14 protein-coding genes are annotated in these 17,135 nt (G+C 59.9%); 11 read left to right on the top strand and 3 right to left on the bottom strand.

Translation table 11 applies throughout. The features are described from left to right. Positions 1 to 33: 33 nt before the first annotated feature. Positions 34 to 1,452: a mannose-1-phosphate guanylyltransferase/mannose-6-phosphate isomerase gene (locus AC1Z24_RS31765; RefSeq protein ID WP_483746766.1), complete on the bottom strand. Its 1,419-nt coding sequence runs from the start codon at positions 1,450 to 1,452 to the stop codon at positions 34 to 36. A gap of 221 nt (positions 1,453 to 1,673) precedes the next feature. On the opposite strand from AC1Z24_RS31765, the gene AC1Z24_RS31760 reads away from it, so the two are divergent. Then, positions 1,674 to 2,576 (top strand): DUF4214 domain-containing protein, encoded by a 903-nt coding sequence (locus AC1Z24_RS31760; RefSeq protein WP_483746765.1) that lies wholly within the window; start codon positions 1,674 to 1,676, stop codon positions 2,574 to 2,576. Positions 2,577 to 2,807: 231 nt separating this feature from the next. Here the strand turns inward: AC1Z24_RS31760 and AC1Z24_RS31755 are convergent, their stop codons facing one another. Continuing rightward, positions 2,808 to 3,146, bottom strand: a complete 339-nt coding sequence (locus AC1Z24_RS31755) for a hypothetical protein (protein WP_259110154.1) — start codon at positions 3,144 to 3,146, stop codon at positions 2,808 to 2,810. A gap of 374 nt (positions 3,147 to 3,520) precedes the next feature. Here AC1Z24_RS31755 and AC1Z24_RS31750 point away from each other — a divergent pair, with 374 nt between their 5' ends. The 3 genes from AC1Z24_RS31750 to AC1Z24_RS31740 all read left to right on the top strand — a co-directional run bounded on the left by AC1Z24_RS31750 (position 3,521) and on the right by AC1Z24_RS31740 (position 7,270). After that, a complete protein-coding gene (locus AC1Z24_RS31750) occupies positions 3,521 to 4,708 on the top strand; it encodes a glycosyltransferase family 4 protein (RefSeq protein ID WP_483746764.1) in 1,188 nt (395 codons plus the stop codon). Positions 4,709 to 4,756: 48 nt separating this feature from the next. Then, positions 4,757 to 5,710 carry a GDP-mannose 4,6-dehydratase gene (locus AC1Z24_RS31745; protein WP_483746822.1) on the top strand — a complete coding sequence of 318 codons (954 nt, stop codon included), beginning with the start codon at positions 4,757 to 4,759 and terminating at the stop codon, positions 5,708 to 5,710. Between the two features lie 216 nt (positions 5,711 to 5,926). Further along, complete coding sequence (locus tag AC1Z24_RS31740; protein ID WP_483746821.1) at positions 5,927 to 7,270, top strand: NHL repeat-containing protein; 1,344 nt, start codon at positions 5,927 to 5,929, stop codon at positions 7,268 to 7,270. Positions 7,271 to 7,406: 136 nt separating this feature from the next. Here the strand turns inward: AC1Z24_RS31740 and AC1Z24_RS31735 are convergent, their stop codons facing one another. Continuing rightward, a complete protein-coding gene (locus tag AC1Z24_RS31735; protein WP_483746820.1) occupies positions 7,407 to 8,615 on the bottom strand; it encodes a Calx-beta domain-containing protein in 1,209 nt (402 codons plus the stop codon). A 332-nt stretch (positions 8,616 to 8,947) separates the two neighbouring features. Between AC1Z24_RS31735 and AC1Z24_RS31730 the strand changes: the two genes are divergently transcribed. From AC1Z24_RS31730 to AC1Z24_RS31700, 7 genes are read left to right on the top strand one after another with little or no spacing between them, the layout of a single operon-like run. Then, on the top strand, positions 8,948 to 10,384 hold the full coding sequence (locus AC1Z24_RS31730) for a UbiA family prenyltransferase (RefSeq protein WP_483746819.1): 1,437 nt from the start codon (positions 8,948 to 8,950) through the stop codon (positions 10,382 to 10,384). Beyond that, positions 10,381 to 11,697: an FAD-binding oxidoreductase gene (locus AC1Z24_RS31725; RefSeq protein WP_483746818.1), complete on the top strand. Its 1,317-nt coding sequence runs from the start codon at positions 10,381 to 10,383 to the stop codon at positions 11,695 to 11,697. Before AC1Z24_RS31730 ends, AC1Z24_RS31725 begins: the two co-directional genes overlap by 4 nt. Continuing rightward, positions 11,694 to 12,434, top strand: a complete 741-nt coding sequence (locus tag AC1Z24_RS31720; protein ID WP_483746817.1) for an SDR family oxidoreductase — start codon at positions 11,694 to 11,696, stop codon at positions 12,432 to 12,434. Before AC1Z24_RS31725 ends, AC1Z24_RS31720 begins: the two co-directional genes overlap by 4 nt. Positions 12,435 to 12,479: 45 nt before the next feature. Next, positions 12,480 to 14,468 carry a hypothetical protein gene (locus tag AC1Z24_RS31715; protein ID WP_483746816.1) on the top strand — a complete coding sequence of 663 codons (1,989 nt, stop codon included), beginning with the start codon at positions 12,480 to 12,482 and terminating at the stop codon, positions 14,466 to 14,468. Next, a complete protein-coding gene (locus AC1Z24_RS31710; protein ID WP_483746815.1) occupies positions 14,465 to 15,403 on the top strand; it encodes an NAD-dependent epimerase/dehydratase family protein in 939 nt (312 codons plus the stop codon). Before AC1Z24_RS31715 ends, AC1Z24_RS31710 begins: the two co-directional genes overlap by 4 nt. 2 nt (positions 15,404 to 15,405) lie before the next feature. Next, positions 15,406 to 16,692, top strand: a complete 1,287-nt coding sequence (locus AC1Z24_RS31705) for an NAD(P)/FAD-dependent oxidoreductase (RefSeq protein WP_483746814.1) — start codon at positions 15,406 to 15,408, stop codon at positions 16,690 to 16,692. Further along, complete coding sequence (locus tag AC1Z24_RS31700) at positions 16,689 to 17,090, top strand: GtrA family protein (RefSeq protein ID WP_483746813.1); 402 nt, start codon at positions 16,689 to 16,691, stop codon at positions 17,088 to 17,090. Before AC1Z24_RS31705 ends, AC1Z24_RS31700 begins: the two co-directional genes overlap by 4 nt. The last annotated feature ends 45 nt before the right edge of the window (positions 17,091 to 17,135 follow it).

The following is a 17,135-nucleotide window of genomic DNA, read 5'->3' as shown; positions in this document are numbered from 1 at the left end:
GACGGCGCCCGCAAGAGCAGGCGCCGGCAGCCGTTACTTGGCCAGGCGGCCGTAACGGTCTTCGAAACGCACAATGTCGTCTTCGCCCAGGTAGACCCCGGACTGCACTTCGATCAACTCCAACGGCACCTTGCCCGGGTTGGCCAGGGAGTGCTTGACCCCCAGCGGGATGTAGGTGGACTGGTTCTCGGAGAGGATCAGTTCCTTGTCGCCGCAGATGACCTTGGCCGTACCCGACACCACGATCCAGTGCTCGGCGCGGTGGTAGTGCAGTTGCAGCGACAGGCACTCACCCGGCAACACACTGATGCGCTTGACCTGATAACGCTCGCCCTTGTCGACGGTGTCGTAATGGCCCCACGGACGGTTGACCAGCGGATGGCTGACGAACTCTTCGCGCTCTTCGGCCTGCAAACGCTTGACCACATCCTTGACCTGCTGACTGTCGTGCTTGTTGGCAACCAGTACGGCGTCCTTGGTCTCGATGACGATCAGGTCTTCCAGGCCCACGGTAGCGACCAGGCGATGATGGGACTGCACCAGGCAATTGCGCGTGTCGATGGCGATTACGTCGCCTTCCAGACGGTTGGCGTTGGCGTCGTGCGGGCCCACGTCCCAGATCGCCGACCAGCTGCCCAGGTCGTTCCAGCCGGCATCCAGCGGCACGACCAGGCCAGCGTTGGTGTGCTCCATCACCGCATAGTCCACCGACTCATCGGCGCACAAGGCGAACTGCTCGGCCTGTACATGCAGGAAGTGGCTATCGGCCTGAGCGTGTTCCAGCGCCACGCGGCAGGCGGCGAGGATGTCCGGGCGATGCTGCTGCATCTCGGCCAGGAACACCGAGGCGCGGAACATGAACATGCCGCTGTTCCACAGGTACACGCCCGAAGACAGGTACTCCTCGGCCAGCACCTGCGATGGCTTTTCCTTGAACGCGGCAATGTCGAAACCGCCCTGCTCCACTGCGGCACCGCACTGGATGTAACCGAAACCGGTCTCGGCGTGGGTCGGCGTGATGCCGAAGGTCACCAGACGCCCGGCCGCTGCGTGCACCTGGGCAACGCTGACGGCCTGACGGAAGCTGTCTTCGTTATCGATATGGTGGTCGGCGGCCAGCACCAGCAGGATCGGGTCGCTGCCGTCGGCGGTAGCTTCCAGCGCGGCCAAGGCAATGGCCGGGGCGGTATTGCGCGCCAGCGGCTCGAGAATGATCCGGCGGCTGGTCATCTTCGCCACGCGCAGTTGCTCGGCGACGATAAACCGATGATTTTCGTTGCTCACCACCATGGCTGGAGAGTGCTCCAGGCCCTGCAGACGGGCCAGCGTGCGCTGGAACATCGTGCCCTGATCCTGCCCGTCGAGGGCGAGGAACTGCTTGGGAAAACTCTGCCGCGACAGAGGCCACAGGCGCGAACCGTTACCGCCGGCCAGGATTACGGGGGTGAACATAGATACTCCATTCTGGTGCTACGGGTGCGTAGCGGGTCGCGCATTATCCGAGGGGGGCACACGTGTTGCAACTAGCGCGCTGAAGGGCGTCGGCGGTGGAACAAGAAGGCGTTTTTATAGTCGGTATGTACCGTTGTGTATCACGCATGACATTATTTCGCCGCTATCGCTTTAGCACGGGTCTTGACGGCCTGTTCGCCCCTCCATGGATAAGGACGCTCATGAGCAACATTACCTTTAACCGCCCCGTTGGCAGCTACAGCCTGTACGACTGGTTGAACGGCAGAGTAACCCTGATCACCTCGACTCATGGGCAGCTCAGCGATGGGGCTCACAACACCGACCTGTACGGTATCTTCACATACGACGCTTCAGGTATTACCGGCGGGACCATAACGGGCCTTACGTTCTCCTTGAACGGTGCGCCCTATCTCACCTTTTCCGCTATGTCCGTAACCGTCGGACAATTCCTGCTGGCGCCCTCCGATGCCGCAATGCTGGCTCTATTCATGCGCGGTAGCGACACCATCAACGGCTCATCAGGCAACGACACCCTTTACGGCTATACCGGCAATGACACCTTCTTCGGCGGCGCAGGCGTCGACACAGTGTTGTATGACGCAGGCAAATACGGCATTACCGTCACGCCCAGCGGCAGCGGCTACAAGGTCACGACCCTGGGCAAGACCGACACCCTCAATGGCATCGAGCGCATCGAAGCGGGCAATGGTTCGATCCTGGCCCTGGACGTCAAGGCCGGCGAGAACACCGGTTCGGCCTACCGTATCTACCAGGCAGCATTCGACCGCAAGGCGGATCTGACCGGGCTCAACTATTGGGTCAAGCAGATGGACAACGGCATGTCGCTCAAGGACGTGGCCAATGGCTTCGTCAACAGCACCGAGTTCAAGACCCTGAACCCGAGCAACGACACGACCGCCATCCTCAACAGCTACTACCAGCACGTCCTGCACCGTGCGCCTGACGCCGTAGGCCAGGCCTACTGGTTTGCTGCCATGAACAGCGGGACACCGGCCTATGAAGTACTGGCCGCCTTCGCCGAAAGCAACGAAAACATCGCCGCCACCGCCCCGGCGCTCAATGGCGGGATCTGGTTGAGCTGAGCTGCTCGGGGTTCGGCTTTTGTGGGACCGGCTTTAGCCGGGAAGGCGTCCTTTGCTGATCAAACAGATGCGGCGGATGTAACAGCCCTTTCCCAGCTAAAGCCGGTCCCACTGAGAGCAGGATTTCAGGGCCGTTCACTTTTCTCCAGGCAAAAAAAAGCACCGTGGGGGGCTGCCCCACGGTGCCCAGCTTCCATCATAACCACCCTGGAGAATGGCAACGATCAGAACTTACTCTTCAGTCGCCTTCTGGCAACTGATCAAATCTTTGTCATCGATCACGAATTTTTCCGATTCGGCGATCTTCTGACCCGTAACGATGCACTCGTCTTCATCTTCATCGACCAGACGCACATCCCATTTGCCCGGCGTTACGCCCGTCAGCGTCAGGGTAGTACCTGGTTTGAGAATCTGCTTGCCCAAATGGTCATCGCCCCAGTCGTCCTGGCTCGACGGTGCGAAGTAGACCTCATGAATCTCCCAAGAAGACTGATTCTCAATCTTGATGGTCGCAGCTACAGCGTGCACAGCAAACAGCGAAAGGCCCACAGCAGCGAAGATTTTTTTCATTTAGGCGTCTCAATGCAACAGATGATATTGAAACGCCACAATGATTCCCGCACAGACCCTCGTCAACCGTCAAATGAAAATATATTTACGGTTGTTACCGTCAGAATCGCCCTACACAAATCCTTGACGTCAAAAAAGGCTATTAGCTGCCTGATGGCCCCTGAAGACAAGGTTTTTTTCAGGTAAATGCCAATAGTTGCGCAGATGCTCACACAGGGGACGGGATTTAGCAACGAGCATATGTCGAAGCTTCTTACAAAGCTGAGGCGTAAAGCCTACAGACTGGTAAACTCGCCGCCTCGCGGCAGGGCGCCGTTCATCCCCTCATTTCTCGATTTGCTCGCCGACTGGCGCAGCCAGGTAAGACCGACTTCATGAAGCTTCTGCTCAATATCGAATCGCTCATCCCCCCGCTCACCGGCATCGGCAACTACACCTACAACCTGATCGAACAGCTGCAGGATGAAGACATCGAGACCATCGAGTGCTTCATCGGCGCCAAATACTTCACCGCCGAGCAGGCCCTGGCCAATTGCGCCGCTGCCAGCAGCCACTATGTCCGCACCCGCGACGACGGCACTGCGCCGCCTGCGCAATCGCGCCTGCGCGCCCTGCTGCGCAGTTGGACCTTCGCCTACCGCATGCGCGAAAAGCTGCGCAACGCCCAGTTGCGCCTGCGCGCCAGCCAGCGTCGGGACTTCGTTTATCACGAGCCCAATTTCATGCTCAAGGCCCACTCCGGCCCCAGCGTGGCGACGATTCATGACCTGTCGTTTATTCATTACCCGCAGTTCCACCCGCAAAAGCGTGTGGACTGGCTCAGTGATCAGTTGCCTAAAACCCTGGCCCGGGCCGATTTCCTGATCACCGACTCGGACCTGATCCGCGACGAGCTGATCAGCGACTTCAAGGTCAGCGCCGACAAGGTGCGCACCGTCTACCTCGGTGCCTCCGAGGCCTACGGCCCGCAGACCGCCGAGCAGACCCGGCCGATCCTTGATCGCTACGGCCTGCAGCATGGCCGCTACGTGCTGTTTGTTGGCACCCTGGAGCCACGCAAGGGCGTCGACACCCTGCTCGATGCCTGGTGCAACCTGTCGGCAGAACTGCGCCAGGCCTATCCGTTGGTCCTGGCCGGTGCGCCGGGCTGGCAGAACCACGGCCTGAGCGAGCGCATCAAGGCCCTGGAAGCCAGCCATGGCGTGCGTCAGCTGTCCTTCGTCGCCGGCAGCGACCTGCCAACCCTCTATGCCGGGGCCGCCGTCTTTGCCTACCCGTCGCTGTATGAAGGTTTCGGTCTGCCGGTGCTGGAAGCCATGCAATGCGCCGTGCCGGTGGTCTGCACCGCTGACACCTCGATGTCGGAATTCACCGAAGGCAGCGCGCTGCTGGTCGAGCGCGGCAACGCCGAACAGCTGACGATGCACCTGGACGCCCTGCTCAGCGATGAACAATTACGCCTGGGCGTCGCAGATGCCGGACTTTTGCGGTCCAAGGCTTTTTCCTGGAAACGTTGTGCCCAGGAAACCCTGGATATCTACCGCACGGTCAGCCCGCGCTGACACACTGATAGACTCGCAAGCCAGCGTACGGCAACAAGGAAACCGACCATGCAACGCATCCTCATTACAGGCGCCAACGGCTTCGTCGGGCAGATCCTGTGCAAGATCCTGCACCAGGCCGGACAGCACGTTATCGCCCTCACCGGCGCCACCTCGGCGGCGCCGCAATACGCACAACAGACCGTGACCTGCGACATCCGCGACGCCGCCGCCCTTGAGCAGGCCATCGCCGAAGTGAAGCCGACCCACGTCGTCCACCTGGCCGCCATCACCAACGTGCCCTTGAGTTTCAAGGAGCCGGTGCTGACCTGGCAGACCAACGTCATCGGCAGCGTCAACCTGCTGCAGGCCCTGCGCAACCAGGCGCCGGAGGCCTTCGTGCTGTTCGTCAGCTCCTCGGAAGTCTATGGCGCCAGCTTCAAGCAAGGCATTGCCCTGGGCGAGAACAGCCTGTGCCAGCCGCTCAACCCTTACGCGGCGAGCAAACTGGCGGCAGAAGCGGCGTTCAACGAGTACTTCCGCCAGGGCCAGCCGGGCGTGATCGTGCGGCCGTTCAACCATATCGGCGCGCAGCAGTCGGCAGACTTCGTCACCGCCTCCTTTGCCCGCCAGATCGCCCTGATTGAAGCCGGCCAGCAGGAGCCGGTGCTCAAGGTCGGCAACCTCGACGCCAGCCGCGATTTCCTTGATGTCAGCGACGTCTGCGACGCCTACGTGAAGCTGCTGCAATTGTCCGAGCGCAGCGCAGACTACCCGCGCTGCTTCAACATCTGCTCCGGCCAGCCACGGCAGATCCGCAGCATCCTCGACGAGATGCTGGCCATGAGCAGCGCCGACATTCAGGTCACCCAGGACCCGGAACGCATGCGCCCCTCCGACATCCCCACCGCCACCGGCAACACCCAGGCCATGCGCGACACCACCGGCTGGCAACCAGCGACCGACCTGCGCGAAACCCTGCAGCAGTTGCTGGCGTACTGGCGTGAGCAGGTTCGCGGGTAAAAGCACCTTGGTGGGACCGGCTTTAGCCGGGAAAGCGTCAGTACAGCCGATACATCTTCGTCGTCTGTACCTAAGCCTTCCCGGCTAAAGCCGGTCCCACACCAATTTTCAACATGGCTCCTGAAACCCAATGTTTATTGCCAAAACCGGCATACATCGGATTAACCCTTTCCTACCGAGTGCATTGTGCATTCGTTCAAGGAAAGGATCAGGATCATGGATCGTCCAACGCTTTACCCCGGCCAACTCGACCCCGACTTCAGCCAGTGGCCCGAAGCCCCCGGCTGGGTGGATCTGCTGCGCGCCCTGAATTGGGCGCCGGTCATGGATCTGTTTTTCTCATCCGTGGCCCCGACCGAAGACGGCAAGCTGTATGCCTGCGGCTACTTCGCCCAGACCACCGACGCCACCGTGGAATACTTCATCACCCGCCTGCACGGCGACGCCCGCCTGGACACCAGTTTCGGCGATCAGGGCATTGTGCGAGGCACCTTCCCCGTCAACTTCAAAGCCATCATGCCCACCCGCCTGACTCTGCAGGCCGACGGCAAACTGCTGATGCAGGCCCTGGGCTACTCGAACATGCAGGGCCAGCCGGACCCGCTGAGCTTCGTCCTGCGTCTGCTCGATAACGGCCAGCCGGACCTGGGCTTCGGCGACCAGGGCCTGCTGCGCCTGGACATGCCCGTGGGCCGCTACAACCACCTGGCTGCCGGGCTCGGCCAGTTACGCGTGCTGCCTGACGGGCGCATTCAGGGCTGCCATAGCGGCATCAACGACCTCACCTTCCCCTCGCCAAAATACAGCGGCGCACTGTATCGCCTCAAAGCCAACGGCCAACTCGACAGCAGCTTCAACGGCAATGGCCTGCTCGACCTGGGCGTGACCGGTGCTTCGCTGCACATCACCGACTTCGTGATCGACATCGACCACGCCACCCTCCTCGTCGGCCACATCAGCTATCCCGGTGAACCCTGGCACAAAGGTGTGGTGGCCCGTCTCAACGCCCAAGGCCAGTTGGACCGCGGTTTCGGCACGCAGGGCACGGGCTTTCAGGAACTGTCGTTGTTCAGCCAGCACCTGCATCTGCACGGCATTGACTTGCGCCCGGATGGCTCTCTGATCGTCGTCGGTCGCGCCCGGGAAGCCCTCGACAACCCCGACAATGTCGAAGGCCAGGGCGTGATCTACGGCCTGACCGACAAGGGCCTGATGGACATGTACTTCAACGGCGGCAAGCCGCTGTTCACGCCGATCAACGACCACTACAACGTGGAATGGCGCGATATCCATTCCCTGAGAGACGGCAGGCTATTGGTGGCAGGACGCTCGCGTCCGCGCAGTTCCAGCTTTGACACCTATCTGTACCTGTCGCGCTACCTGGTCGACGGCCGCCCTGACCACAGCTTCGGCACCGACGGCACCGGCCGCGTCGAAACCCATACCGGCGGCAACAACGAACCGCCCTTCGAAATGGCCCTGCAACGCGATGGCAAAATGGTGATTGGCCTCAATGCCGGCGGCATGAGAAAGGGGACGTTGTTGCGGTATCTGCCGTAACTCACTTTTTGAGGGGACATACTCTTGTGGGACCGGCTTTAGCCGGGAAGGCTTCAGCACAGCCGATGCATCATTATCGTCTGTACCCAAGCCTTCCCGGCTAAAGCCGGTCCCACATGCCTCTTACAACTGAGCCCTAAGCCACCACCCCATCATCATTGACGATGGTGCGCATGCCCGTCAGTGTCACCACGCCCGCACCGAAGCTGCCACCCACCGGGTTGCTCAGGTCCAGGAAGAAGGTCTCATTCGGCTCTACCACCCGGTCAGCGATGATCTCCACCGCCACCACCGCCTGGCTCTCGTTGGGGTAGATCTTCAGCGTGCCCTTGACCGCCACGTAGTCCTGACCGGCCGTGGCCGTGCCGTCGCGGGTGGTGTAATCGACGCTCAGCACCGTGTTGGGGTCGGTGCGCATGCCGGTGAACTGCAACAGGAAATACGCATTGGTCATCCCCGTGTTGCCCTCAGTCACCGAGGTCTTGACCTGGGCGGCCGTGGTCGGTGCGTCGGTGTAATGCGCGCGGATCGCCTGATCCAGGGTCTGCTGATAGGCACTGACCCGCTGCCACGCGCCAATCTCGCCGTAGCTGCTGTTGGTCGAGGTGTTATCGATATCCGGATGCACGCCGTTCTGGCTCAGGCTGGTGATGTAACTGGCGATGCCCGCGACCTTGCCATTGATAAACGCCGGCCCGCCGCTGTCGCCGGGCGTGATCATCCCCTCGCTGCTGCCCAGGCCCAGACCGGACTTGCCGATCAGCCGCCCCAGCGCGTCCTGGGCGGTAGCGCCGTTATCAAAGTCGGCAACCAGTTGCGTGCCGGTCTTCGGCGTCCAGCTCATGATCGAGCCGAGCTTGGCCTTGAGGTCCGAGGCATCGGCATCGAAGGTATTGACCGCCTTCTGCCGGATCGGCGCCGCCGCATAACTGGTCAACACCCCCGACGTCCCCGTGCCGGGCTCGCCGTAGCCGACGATAGTCATGGCCTGGCCGATCTCGTCACTGCTGCGATACAGGTCGTAGCGATTGGCAGCCAGCGGCGCATGCCCGTTGAGCCAGACAATCGCCAGATCGTTATTGGTATTGGCCGCGTCATAACTGCTCAACACCCCGACATCGCTGGTCGTCATCGACTGCGACCCCGCCGTGGTCTGGAACAGCACCGTCGTCAGCGAACTGCCATGGGAAAACAAATGCGCCGCCGTCAGCACCGCCTGGCCGTCATACAACAACACCCCGGTGCCGTAATAACCCCCCACCGACACCATCACCACGCCATCGTAGCCCTGCCCGGTTAAAGCGCGGTTGCGGGTGTCGGTGTAAGACGTGACGGTTGAGACCATGGAGGGAGTCCTGCGAAATTCTAGTGGGCGACTTGTCAGGGTGTCGGCCAGCCAAGAGCACAAATGAGGTTGTTCGTCGGAACATCACGCTCTACCCGCGCCAGACCAGGTAAATAACCCCGCAACTAAAGACGACAAGCACACAAGCGATGGTTTGGCTGACTGATTTAGATTGGTTTAATCGTAACAAGCTATGAGAGAATGGGGATTGATTTATCGCACAGACTCGGAGCCAAACGAGGCCGTATGATGGCCATGAGGCTGGCTGCGGTTTCAATTTGAATCCAAATCACTTCACGTGAACAGGCACGCCTGATCAGAACTAGGGAAGAGTGTACGTGACAGCCCCGTTTCCCCCGCTCGTTGTCGATCTCGACGGGACATTGCTACGCTCAGATCTTTTGTTAGAAACCGGTATTGCCTATTTGCGGCACCAGCCCCATCGCCTCTTTCAGCCGTTGTCGTGGCTGACCAAAGGCAAGGCTATCTTGAAAGAAAAGTTAGCCCTGGCAACGGACATTGATGTTCGTATTCTACCTTATGACCCCCAGGTCATCGAACTGATCGAAATCGAACGGAGCAAGGGTCGACGTATCGTCCTGGCGACCGCGAGCCACTACACCCTGGCCGAACGTATTGCAGAGCATCTGCAATTGTTCGATGAAGTCATGGCCAGCGATAACACGCGTAATTTGTCTGCTCATCGCAAGCGCGATTTATTGATAGAGCATTACGGTGAGAAAGGTTTCGACTACATGGGTAATTCCCATGACGACATGCTGGTCTGGGCGGCGGCGCGTAAAGCCTATGTCGTCAATCCGGAGTCCGGCGTACAGGCAAAAGCCAGCCGTCTGGGTAATGTAGAGCAAGTTATCGACGGCAATCGGTCGGGTATCAAAGTCTGGTTCAAAGCATTGCGCTTGCACCAGTGGATGAAAAACATATTGATCTTCGTGCCGCTTCTGGCGTCACACCAGATCACCAACCCTATGTTGCTATGGCAAGGCCTTCTCGGCTTTTTATTCTTCGGGCTCTGTGCGTCAAGCGTTTATGTGCTTAACGACCTGCTCGACCTGGCCGATGATCGTCATCACAAAACCAAGCGCAACCGGCCCTTTGCATCAGGGCGCTTATCCATAAAGTTTGGTTTATTGATCTTCCCCATTCTATTGGTGGTTGCGTTTGCCGGCGGCGCCTGGCTGTTGCCGCTCAATTTTGTATACGTACTGTTGATCTACTACATCCTGACTCTGGCCTACTCACTGTCCCTGAAACGGCAAATGGCCGTCGATGTGATTGCCCTGGCCATGCTTTACACCGTGCGCATCATTGCGGGCGCCGCTGTATTTCAACAGCCGCTGACCTTCTGGATCCTGGCGTTTTCCATGTTCATCTTCCTCAGCCTGGCGTTGGTCAAACGCTACGCCGAGTTGCGCGAGGCACGTACCAAGGGCCACACCACAAAAACCCGGGGCCGTGGTTATTATCCCGGTGATCTGGAAATGATCTCGTCACTGGGCGCTTCATCCGGCTATCTGGCCGTCATGGTCATGGCGCTGTACATCAATGACAAAACCACCTCGACACTGTACGCCAACCCGCAAGTCATCTGGATAGCCTGCCCGTTGCTGCTGTTCTGGATCACCCGGGTGTGGATGCTGACCCACCGTGGCCTGATGCATGACGACCCGGTGGTGTTCGCCATTCGTGACCGGGTCAGCCTGATTGTCGGTGTGCTGTTTTGCCTGGTGTTCTGGGTGGCCGCATGAACCAGGGCCTGTATTCCTGGGGGCGCTATCCGCACACCCCGCAAACAGGCCATGAGCCTGGCTGGCAGAGTGAAGTGTCGCCGCTGTTCAAACAGATGAGCGACAGCCATGGAAACTGCCTGGCGTATGGCAACGGCCGCAGTTATGGCGACAGCTGTCTGGCCGCCAGTGACCAGGTCGTGCACATGCGCTCCCTGGACCGCTTCATCCATGCCGACTGGCAGGCCGGGGTCATCCGGGTCGAGGCCGGCATCACCCTGGCAGAAATCCTCGCCGCCGCGATTCCCCAGGGCTGGTTCTTGCCGGTGACGCCCGGCACGCAATTCGCGACGGTGGGCGGCGCGATTGCCAATGATGTCCACGGCAAGAACCATCACCTGCGCGGCACTTTCGGCAACCACGTGGCCTGCTTTGGCCTGTTGCGCCAAGGCCAGGAGCCGATGACCTGCTCGGCGAGCGAAAACCCTGAGTTGTTCGCCGCCACCATCGGCGGGCTGGGGCTGACCGGGATCATTCCCTGGGCCGAGATACGCCTGATGCCCATCAACACCAGCCAGATCGACGGCACCGTGGTGCGCTTCGCCAACCTGGCCGAATTCTTCGCCTTGTCTGCCGAACTGGATCATCAGCATGAATACAGCGTGGCCTGGATCGATTGCCTGGCCAAAGGCGCAGATACCGGCCGAGGGGTGTTCATGGTCGGCGATCATGCCCGCTATGGATCGCTGGAGGTGGATCAGCGCTCGCGCCTGTCAGTACCGCTGACGCCGCCGATTTCCCTCATCAACAATCTGTCATTGCGAGCGTTCAACTCGGCCTACTGGCGGGTTCATCCCGGCCAGCGCAGACCGACCCGCAGTGCCTATGCGCCGTTTTTCTACCCGCTCGATCGCATCCTGCACTGGAACCGCATCTATGGCCGCAAAGGGTTCCAGCAGTATCAATGCGTGATACCCGATGCCAGCGCCGACGTTGCGATGCGTGAACTGCTGGGCGCCATTGCCGACTCAGGCCAGGGCTCGTTCCTGGCTGTGCTCAAGCGCTGCGGCGATATCGCTTCACCTGGCCTGCTGTCATTCCCGATGCCGGGGACCTCCCTGGCACTGGACTTCCCGCAGAGCAGCGCACTGACACACACACTGTTCCCGCGCCTGGACACCATCGTCCGGGCGGCCGGCGGCCGGCTCTATCCAGCCAAGGACGCGCACATGAGCGGCAGCGACTTCCGTCAGGCCTACCCGGCCTGGGAACAGCTCGAAGCATTGCGCGATCCTTCCCTGATGTCCCGATTCTGGAAACGAGTCACCTCATGAAACGAATTCTGATCATTGGCGCCACATCCGCCATAGCCACCGCCTGCGCCCGACTGTGGGCCGCCCAGGGCGCCGAGTTTTTCCTGGTTGCACGCAACAGCGACAAACTGGCCCAGACCGCCGCCGACCTGCAAGGCCGCGGTGCCAAGGCCGTGAACCTACATCAAATGGATGCCACCGATACCGCCGCACACTCGCCCATGCTTGCCCAATGCATGAGCGTCCTGGGCCAGATCGATATCGCGCTGATTGCCCATGGCACCTTGCCGGATCAGCAAGCGTGCGAGCAGGACCTCGGCGTTGCCCTGCAAGAGTTCGCCAATAACGGCACCTCGGTGATCGCGCTGTTGACCGTGCTGGCCAACCAGTTCGAAACCCAGCGTTGCGGTAGCCTGGCCGTGATTTCGTCGGTGGCGGGCGATCGCGGTCGTCCTTCCAACTACCTGTACGGTACGGCAAAAGCCGCCGTGTCGACCTTCTGCGAAGGCCTGCGCGCACGCCTGTTCAAAGTCGGCGTACAGGTGACCACCATCAAGCCCGGCTTTGTCGACACGCCCATGACCAAAGGCCTGCCATTGCCAGGCCCCCTGGTGGCCACGCCAGAACAGGTCGCGCAGCGCATCGTCAAAGGCATCGAAAAAAAGGCCGACACCCTGTACACGCCCGGCTTCTGGGCATTGATCATGCTGATCATCAAGTGCATCCCTACCCTGATCTTCAAGCGCCTGAGCCTGTAATCATGCGCTGCGGGGTCAGGACGTATTCAGCCATCAGAGGGATTCATGAGTAACCTTACCAATCGGTCCGGCTCGTTAAGCCGGATCAGCATTTTCGCGTTTTATGTCGCCACGGTGGCATTCCTGCTGCTGGCCAGTTTCCACACCATCAACGCGGTGACCTATGAAGCGGGCGACTTTGCCGCCAACTCGGTATTGATCCAGAGCGCCAAGCATTTTTCGCTGTGGATGGGTAACTACTCCAGGGTCGGGTTCAATCATCCAGGCCCGGCGATCCTGTACGTACTGGCCGCTGGTGAAGTGCTGTTCCATGACGTGTTGCACCTGGTCAAGTACCCCTTTGCTGGCCAGGTCATGGCCGTGTCCTTTTACAACGCCTTCTGGATCACCCTGGCATTTGTGGGCTTTCATCGACTGACACAATCGGTCCGCGGCGCTTTTGCAGCCATCGCTGCGCTGTCGTTGATGATCGCGCTGATGGACTTTGCGTTCTTCAATGGCATCTGGATGCCGCACATGTACCTGTTCCCGTTCGTGATTGCCGTGATGGCGATCGGACGGCTGATCGACGGAAAAGTCGATAACCTGCAGGCACTGGCACTCAGTTCGGGTTTCCTGATCAATGGCCATGTTTCCTTTATTGGCGTGCTGGGCGTGATGCTGATCTCGGCACTGGCGGGCAACTACCTGATTTTCCGCAGCCGGGCCCAGGCAGACCGGATCATTGCCAGCCCCTCGTTCCTGCTGCGTAACAAAATCCCCCTGGCTCTGTCGTGCCTGACCCTCTTTGTCTTTTTTATTCCGATCATTGTTCGCACAATCACCGAATTTCCAGGCCCTATTCGCGAATATGCAAGCTTCAGCGGCAGGCACCAGGCCAACTCCCTTGCTGATTCGGCGTCCTTCGTCGCGTCTTACTGGGGCGGCGACGCATGGGGCACGCTGGCGCTAGTGCTGGCGGTGCTTGCGTGGTGGGCCTGTGCCCGCGCCCCGCAAGAGTTGCGCACCCGCTTGCGTGCCCTGGTGGCATCGCTCTTCGCCGGGACCTTTGCATTACTGTTCTACGCACGCTACGGCATCGATATGCTCAGCGAGAACTACGTAGGCCTGTTCTATTACGCCGTACCCGCCCTGGCCGTTGCCTATAGCGTACTGGTGCTGGTTTCCAAGACGCGCCTGGGTACGTTCAAACCGCTAGTCCTGGTCGGCTCGATAGCCCTGCTGGGGGCGACGTTCTCCCTGATCAACAAGCCCGTACCTTACCTGCAGCATTACGACATACCTGGCGTTGCCGCTGCGTTCGATGCACTTGAGGCCAAGTATCCGAAGGGTCATCTGGTCCTGGATATGGACACGTCCAACAATTGGCCTCATGTCTGGTCCATGGCGGCGGCACTGGAGGCCTACTCGGCCCGCAATGACGTCAAGCTCTTCTGTGTGAACCAGAACTGGCACATCCTGTTTACCAAGGCCTATCGCTGCAGTGACGACGATATACGGGTAGGCAAGCGTCTGGCGGTGACCTTTGAGAACGCTTATCCGGACCGGATTCCGGCGTTCTCGGCGCTGGGGCTTTCGCTATACGAAGATGAAACCTCAGCCATTGCCAGCCGCAGCCTGCTGACGGTCGCCAACACCCGACAAGCGTTCAATCGCCAGCTCCTGGCGTCCGGCTGGGCCGGCCTGGAAGCGGACCGGGTATGGAGCGAGGAAAAGCAGGCCCGCATCCTGTTCAAGACCACATCCCCAGATGCTGGCACCTTGAAGCTGGACCTGGAGGCGTTTTTACCCAAGCCTGATTCTTCGCAGTCAGTCTCGTTTGTGTTGGACGGCAAACCTGTGTTGCAGGTGCAGTTTTCCGCCAAGAACCCACGCCAGACCGTCAGTATTCCTGTAGCGGCCAGTGATCAGGTGCAGACCCTGCAACTGCTGATCGAAAACCCCATTTCGCCTAAAAGCGCCGGATTTTCCAGTGATGAAAGACAACTCGGCGTGGCGTTGTTCAGCCTTGAGTTCGACGGAGTAAAACAATGAATTCTTCCAAGATCCTTCTGCCCGGCGGTGCCGGCCTGGTGGGGCAGAACCTGGTCGCACGGCTCAAGGCCAAGGGCTACAGCAACATCGTGGTGCTCGACAAGCACCGGGAAAACCTGGCCATCCTCAAGCAGACCCAACCAGACATTACCGTCGAGTACGCCGACCTGGCCGAGCCCGGTGACTGGCAACGGCATTTTGCCGGGGCCGACGTGGTCGTCATGCTGCAGGCGCAGATCGGTGGCAATGATTACCAGGAGTTCGTGCGCAACAATGTTGATGCCACGGCGCTGATCCTGGAACAGGTCAAGCTGCACAACATCCCCCGGCTGATTCCCATCAGTTCCTCGGTGGTGGTATCGGTGGCCGATGACTTCTACACCAATACCAAGAAAGACCAGGAGCGCATGGTCCTGGACAGCGGCATCCCCTGCCCGATCCTGCGCCCGACCCTGATGTTTGGCTGGTTCGATCGCAAGCACCTGGGCTGGCTCTCGCGCTTCATGAAAAAAGTCCCGGTATTCCCGATCCCGGGCAATGGCCGCTACCTGCGCCAGCCGCTCTACGTCGGTGACTTCTCCAATGTCATCATCAGTTGCATCGAGAACCCCGGCATCAACGGCATCTTCAACATTTCCGGGCACGAAAACGTCGACTACATCGACATTATCCGCGAAATCAAACGCGTCACCCGCGCCAGCACCCTCATCGTGAACATCCCTTACGGGCTGTTCTATGCGCTGATCTGGACCTGGAGCCTGTTCGACAAGAACCCACCCTTCACCACGCAACAACTGGCCTCGCTGAGTGCCAAGGACGAGTTCGAAGTCATCGACTGGCCCGGCATTTTTGGCGTGCCCTCCACGCCTTTTGCCACGGCGATCAATGAAACATTCAATGATCCCGAGTACAGCAAAATCGTGTTGGAGTTTTAAGCATGGGGCAACGTATTGCAGTACTGGGTGCTGGCCCGATGGGCCTGGCGGTGGCCTACCAGCTGGTCCGTGATGGCCATCACCCGGTGATTTTCGAAGCCGACGACCGTATTGGCGGCATGACCGCAGCATTCGATTTCTCGGGCCTGAGCATCGAGCGCTACTACCACTTCCACTGCATTTCCGACCATGCCTTCCTCAAGGTCCTGGACGAGCTTGGCCTGGCCAGCAAAATGCATTGGGTCGAAACCAAGATGGGCTACTGGTACCAGAACCGCCTGCAGGCGTGGGGCAACCCTGTCGCGCTGCTCAAGTTTCGCGGCCTGAGCCTGGTCGCCAAGTTCCGCTATGGCCTGCATGCATTCCTGAGCACCAAGCGCAACGACTGGAAGCCCCTGGACACCCTCAACGCCAAGACCTGGATACGCCGCGCGGTGGGTGCAGAGGCCTGGGAAGTCCTGTGGCGCCGACTGTTCGAATACAAGTTCTATAACTACAGCGACAACCTGTCTGCGGCCTGGATCTGGAGCCGCATCCGCCGTATCGGCCGCTCGCGCTACAGCCTGTTCCGGGAAAAACTCGGCTACCTGGAGGGCGGTTCGGAAACCCTGCTGCAGGGCATGAAACAGGAAATCGAGGCCAAATCCGGCGAGTTTCGCCTCAAGTCGCCGGTTTCCCGCGTCATCATTGCCGATGGCCAGGTCAAAGGCGTGGAAGTGGACGGCGCCGTCGAGTACTTCGACACCGTCATCAGCACCATCCCGCTGCCCTACGTGCCACAGATCATGCCCGACCTGCCGAGCGACGTCATCGCACACTTCAAGTCGCTGAAAAACGTGGCCGTGGTGTGCGTCATCGTCAAACTGCGCAAGCCGCTCACGGAAAACTTCTGGGTCAACACCAACGACCCGGAAATGGACATCCCGGGCCTGGTGGAATACACCAACCTGCGTCCGCTGGACCAGCATATTGTCTATGTGCCGTTCTACGTGCCGGGTGAACACCCGCTGTTTGCCGAGCCCGACCAGAACTTCCTGGACAAGGTCCGGCGCTACCTGAAGAAAATCAATCCGGCACTGACCGACGACGACTTCATCGAACTGCGCGCCAGCCGTTATCGCTATGCCCAACCGATCTGCGAGCCCGGTTTCCTGGATCGCCTGCCACCGGCGAAACAATCGACCAAAGGCCTGTGGATCGCCGATACCTCGCATTACTACCCGGAAGACCGGGGTATTTCCGAAAGTATCGACTTTGGCCGGCAGATGGCACGAGACGCGGTCCAATGATCCAGCAGTTCATGTCGCGGCAGTTTCTGGTGTTTCTGATCACGGGCAGTCTTGCGGCCGGCGTCAACTTTGGTTCGCGGATCATCTACAGCCTGTGGCTGGACTTCTCCCCCGCCGTGATCCTGGCCTACCTCACCGGCATGGTCACCGCCTTTATCCTGGCCAGGACCTTTGTGTTCAAGGACAGCCAACAGGCGGTGCACCATTCGGCGCTGTTTTTCATCCTGGTCAATGTCGTTGCCGCGCTGCAAACCTGGGGCATCAGTTTGGGTCTGGCCCACTACGTGCTGCCCGCCCTGGGGATCAAACTGTTCGCCCTGGAAATCGCTCACGCCGTGGGTGTTGCCGTGCCTGTAGTGACCAGCTATATCGGTCACAAACGCTGGTCGTTTCGCTGAATCGGCCGCTCTGGCATTGTCCGGGCGGCTGCACCGATATTCGAA

It is taken from the genome of Pseudomonas sp. JL23, from assembly GCF_056933585.1.
Note: the sequence above shows the minus strand (reverse complement) of the source record. Positions and strands in the feature narration are given on the sequence as shown.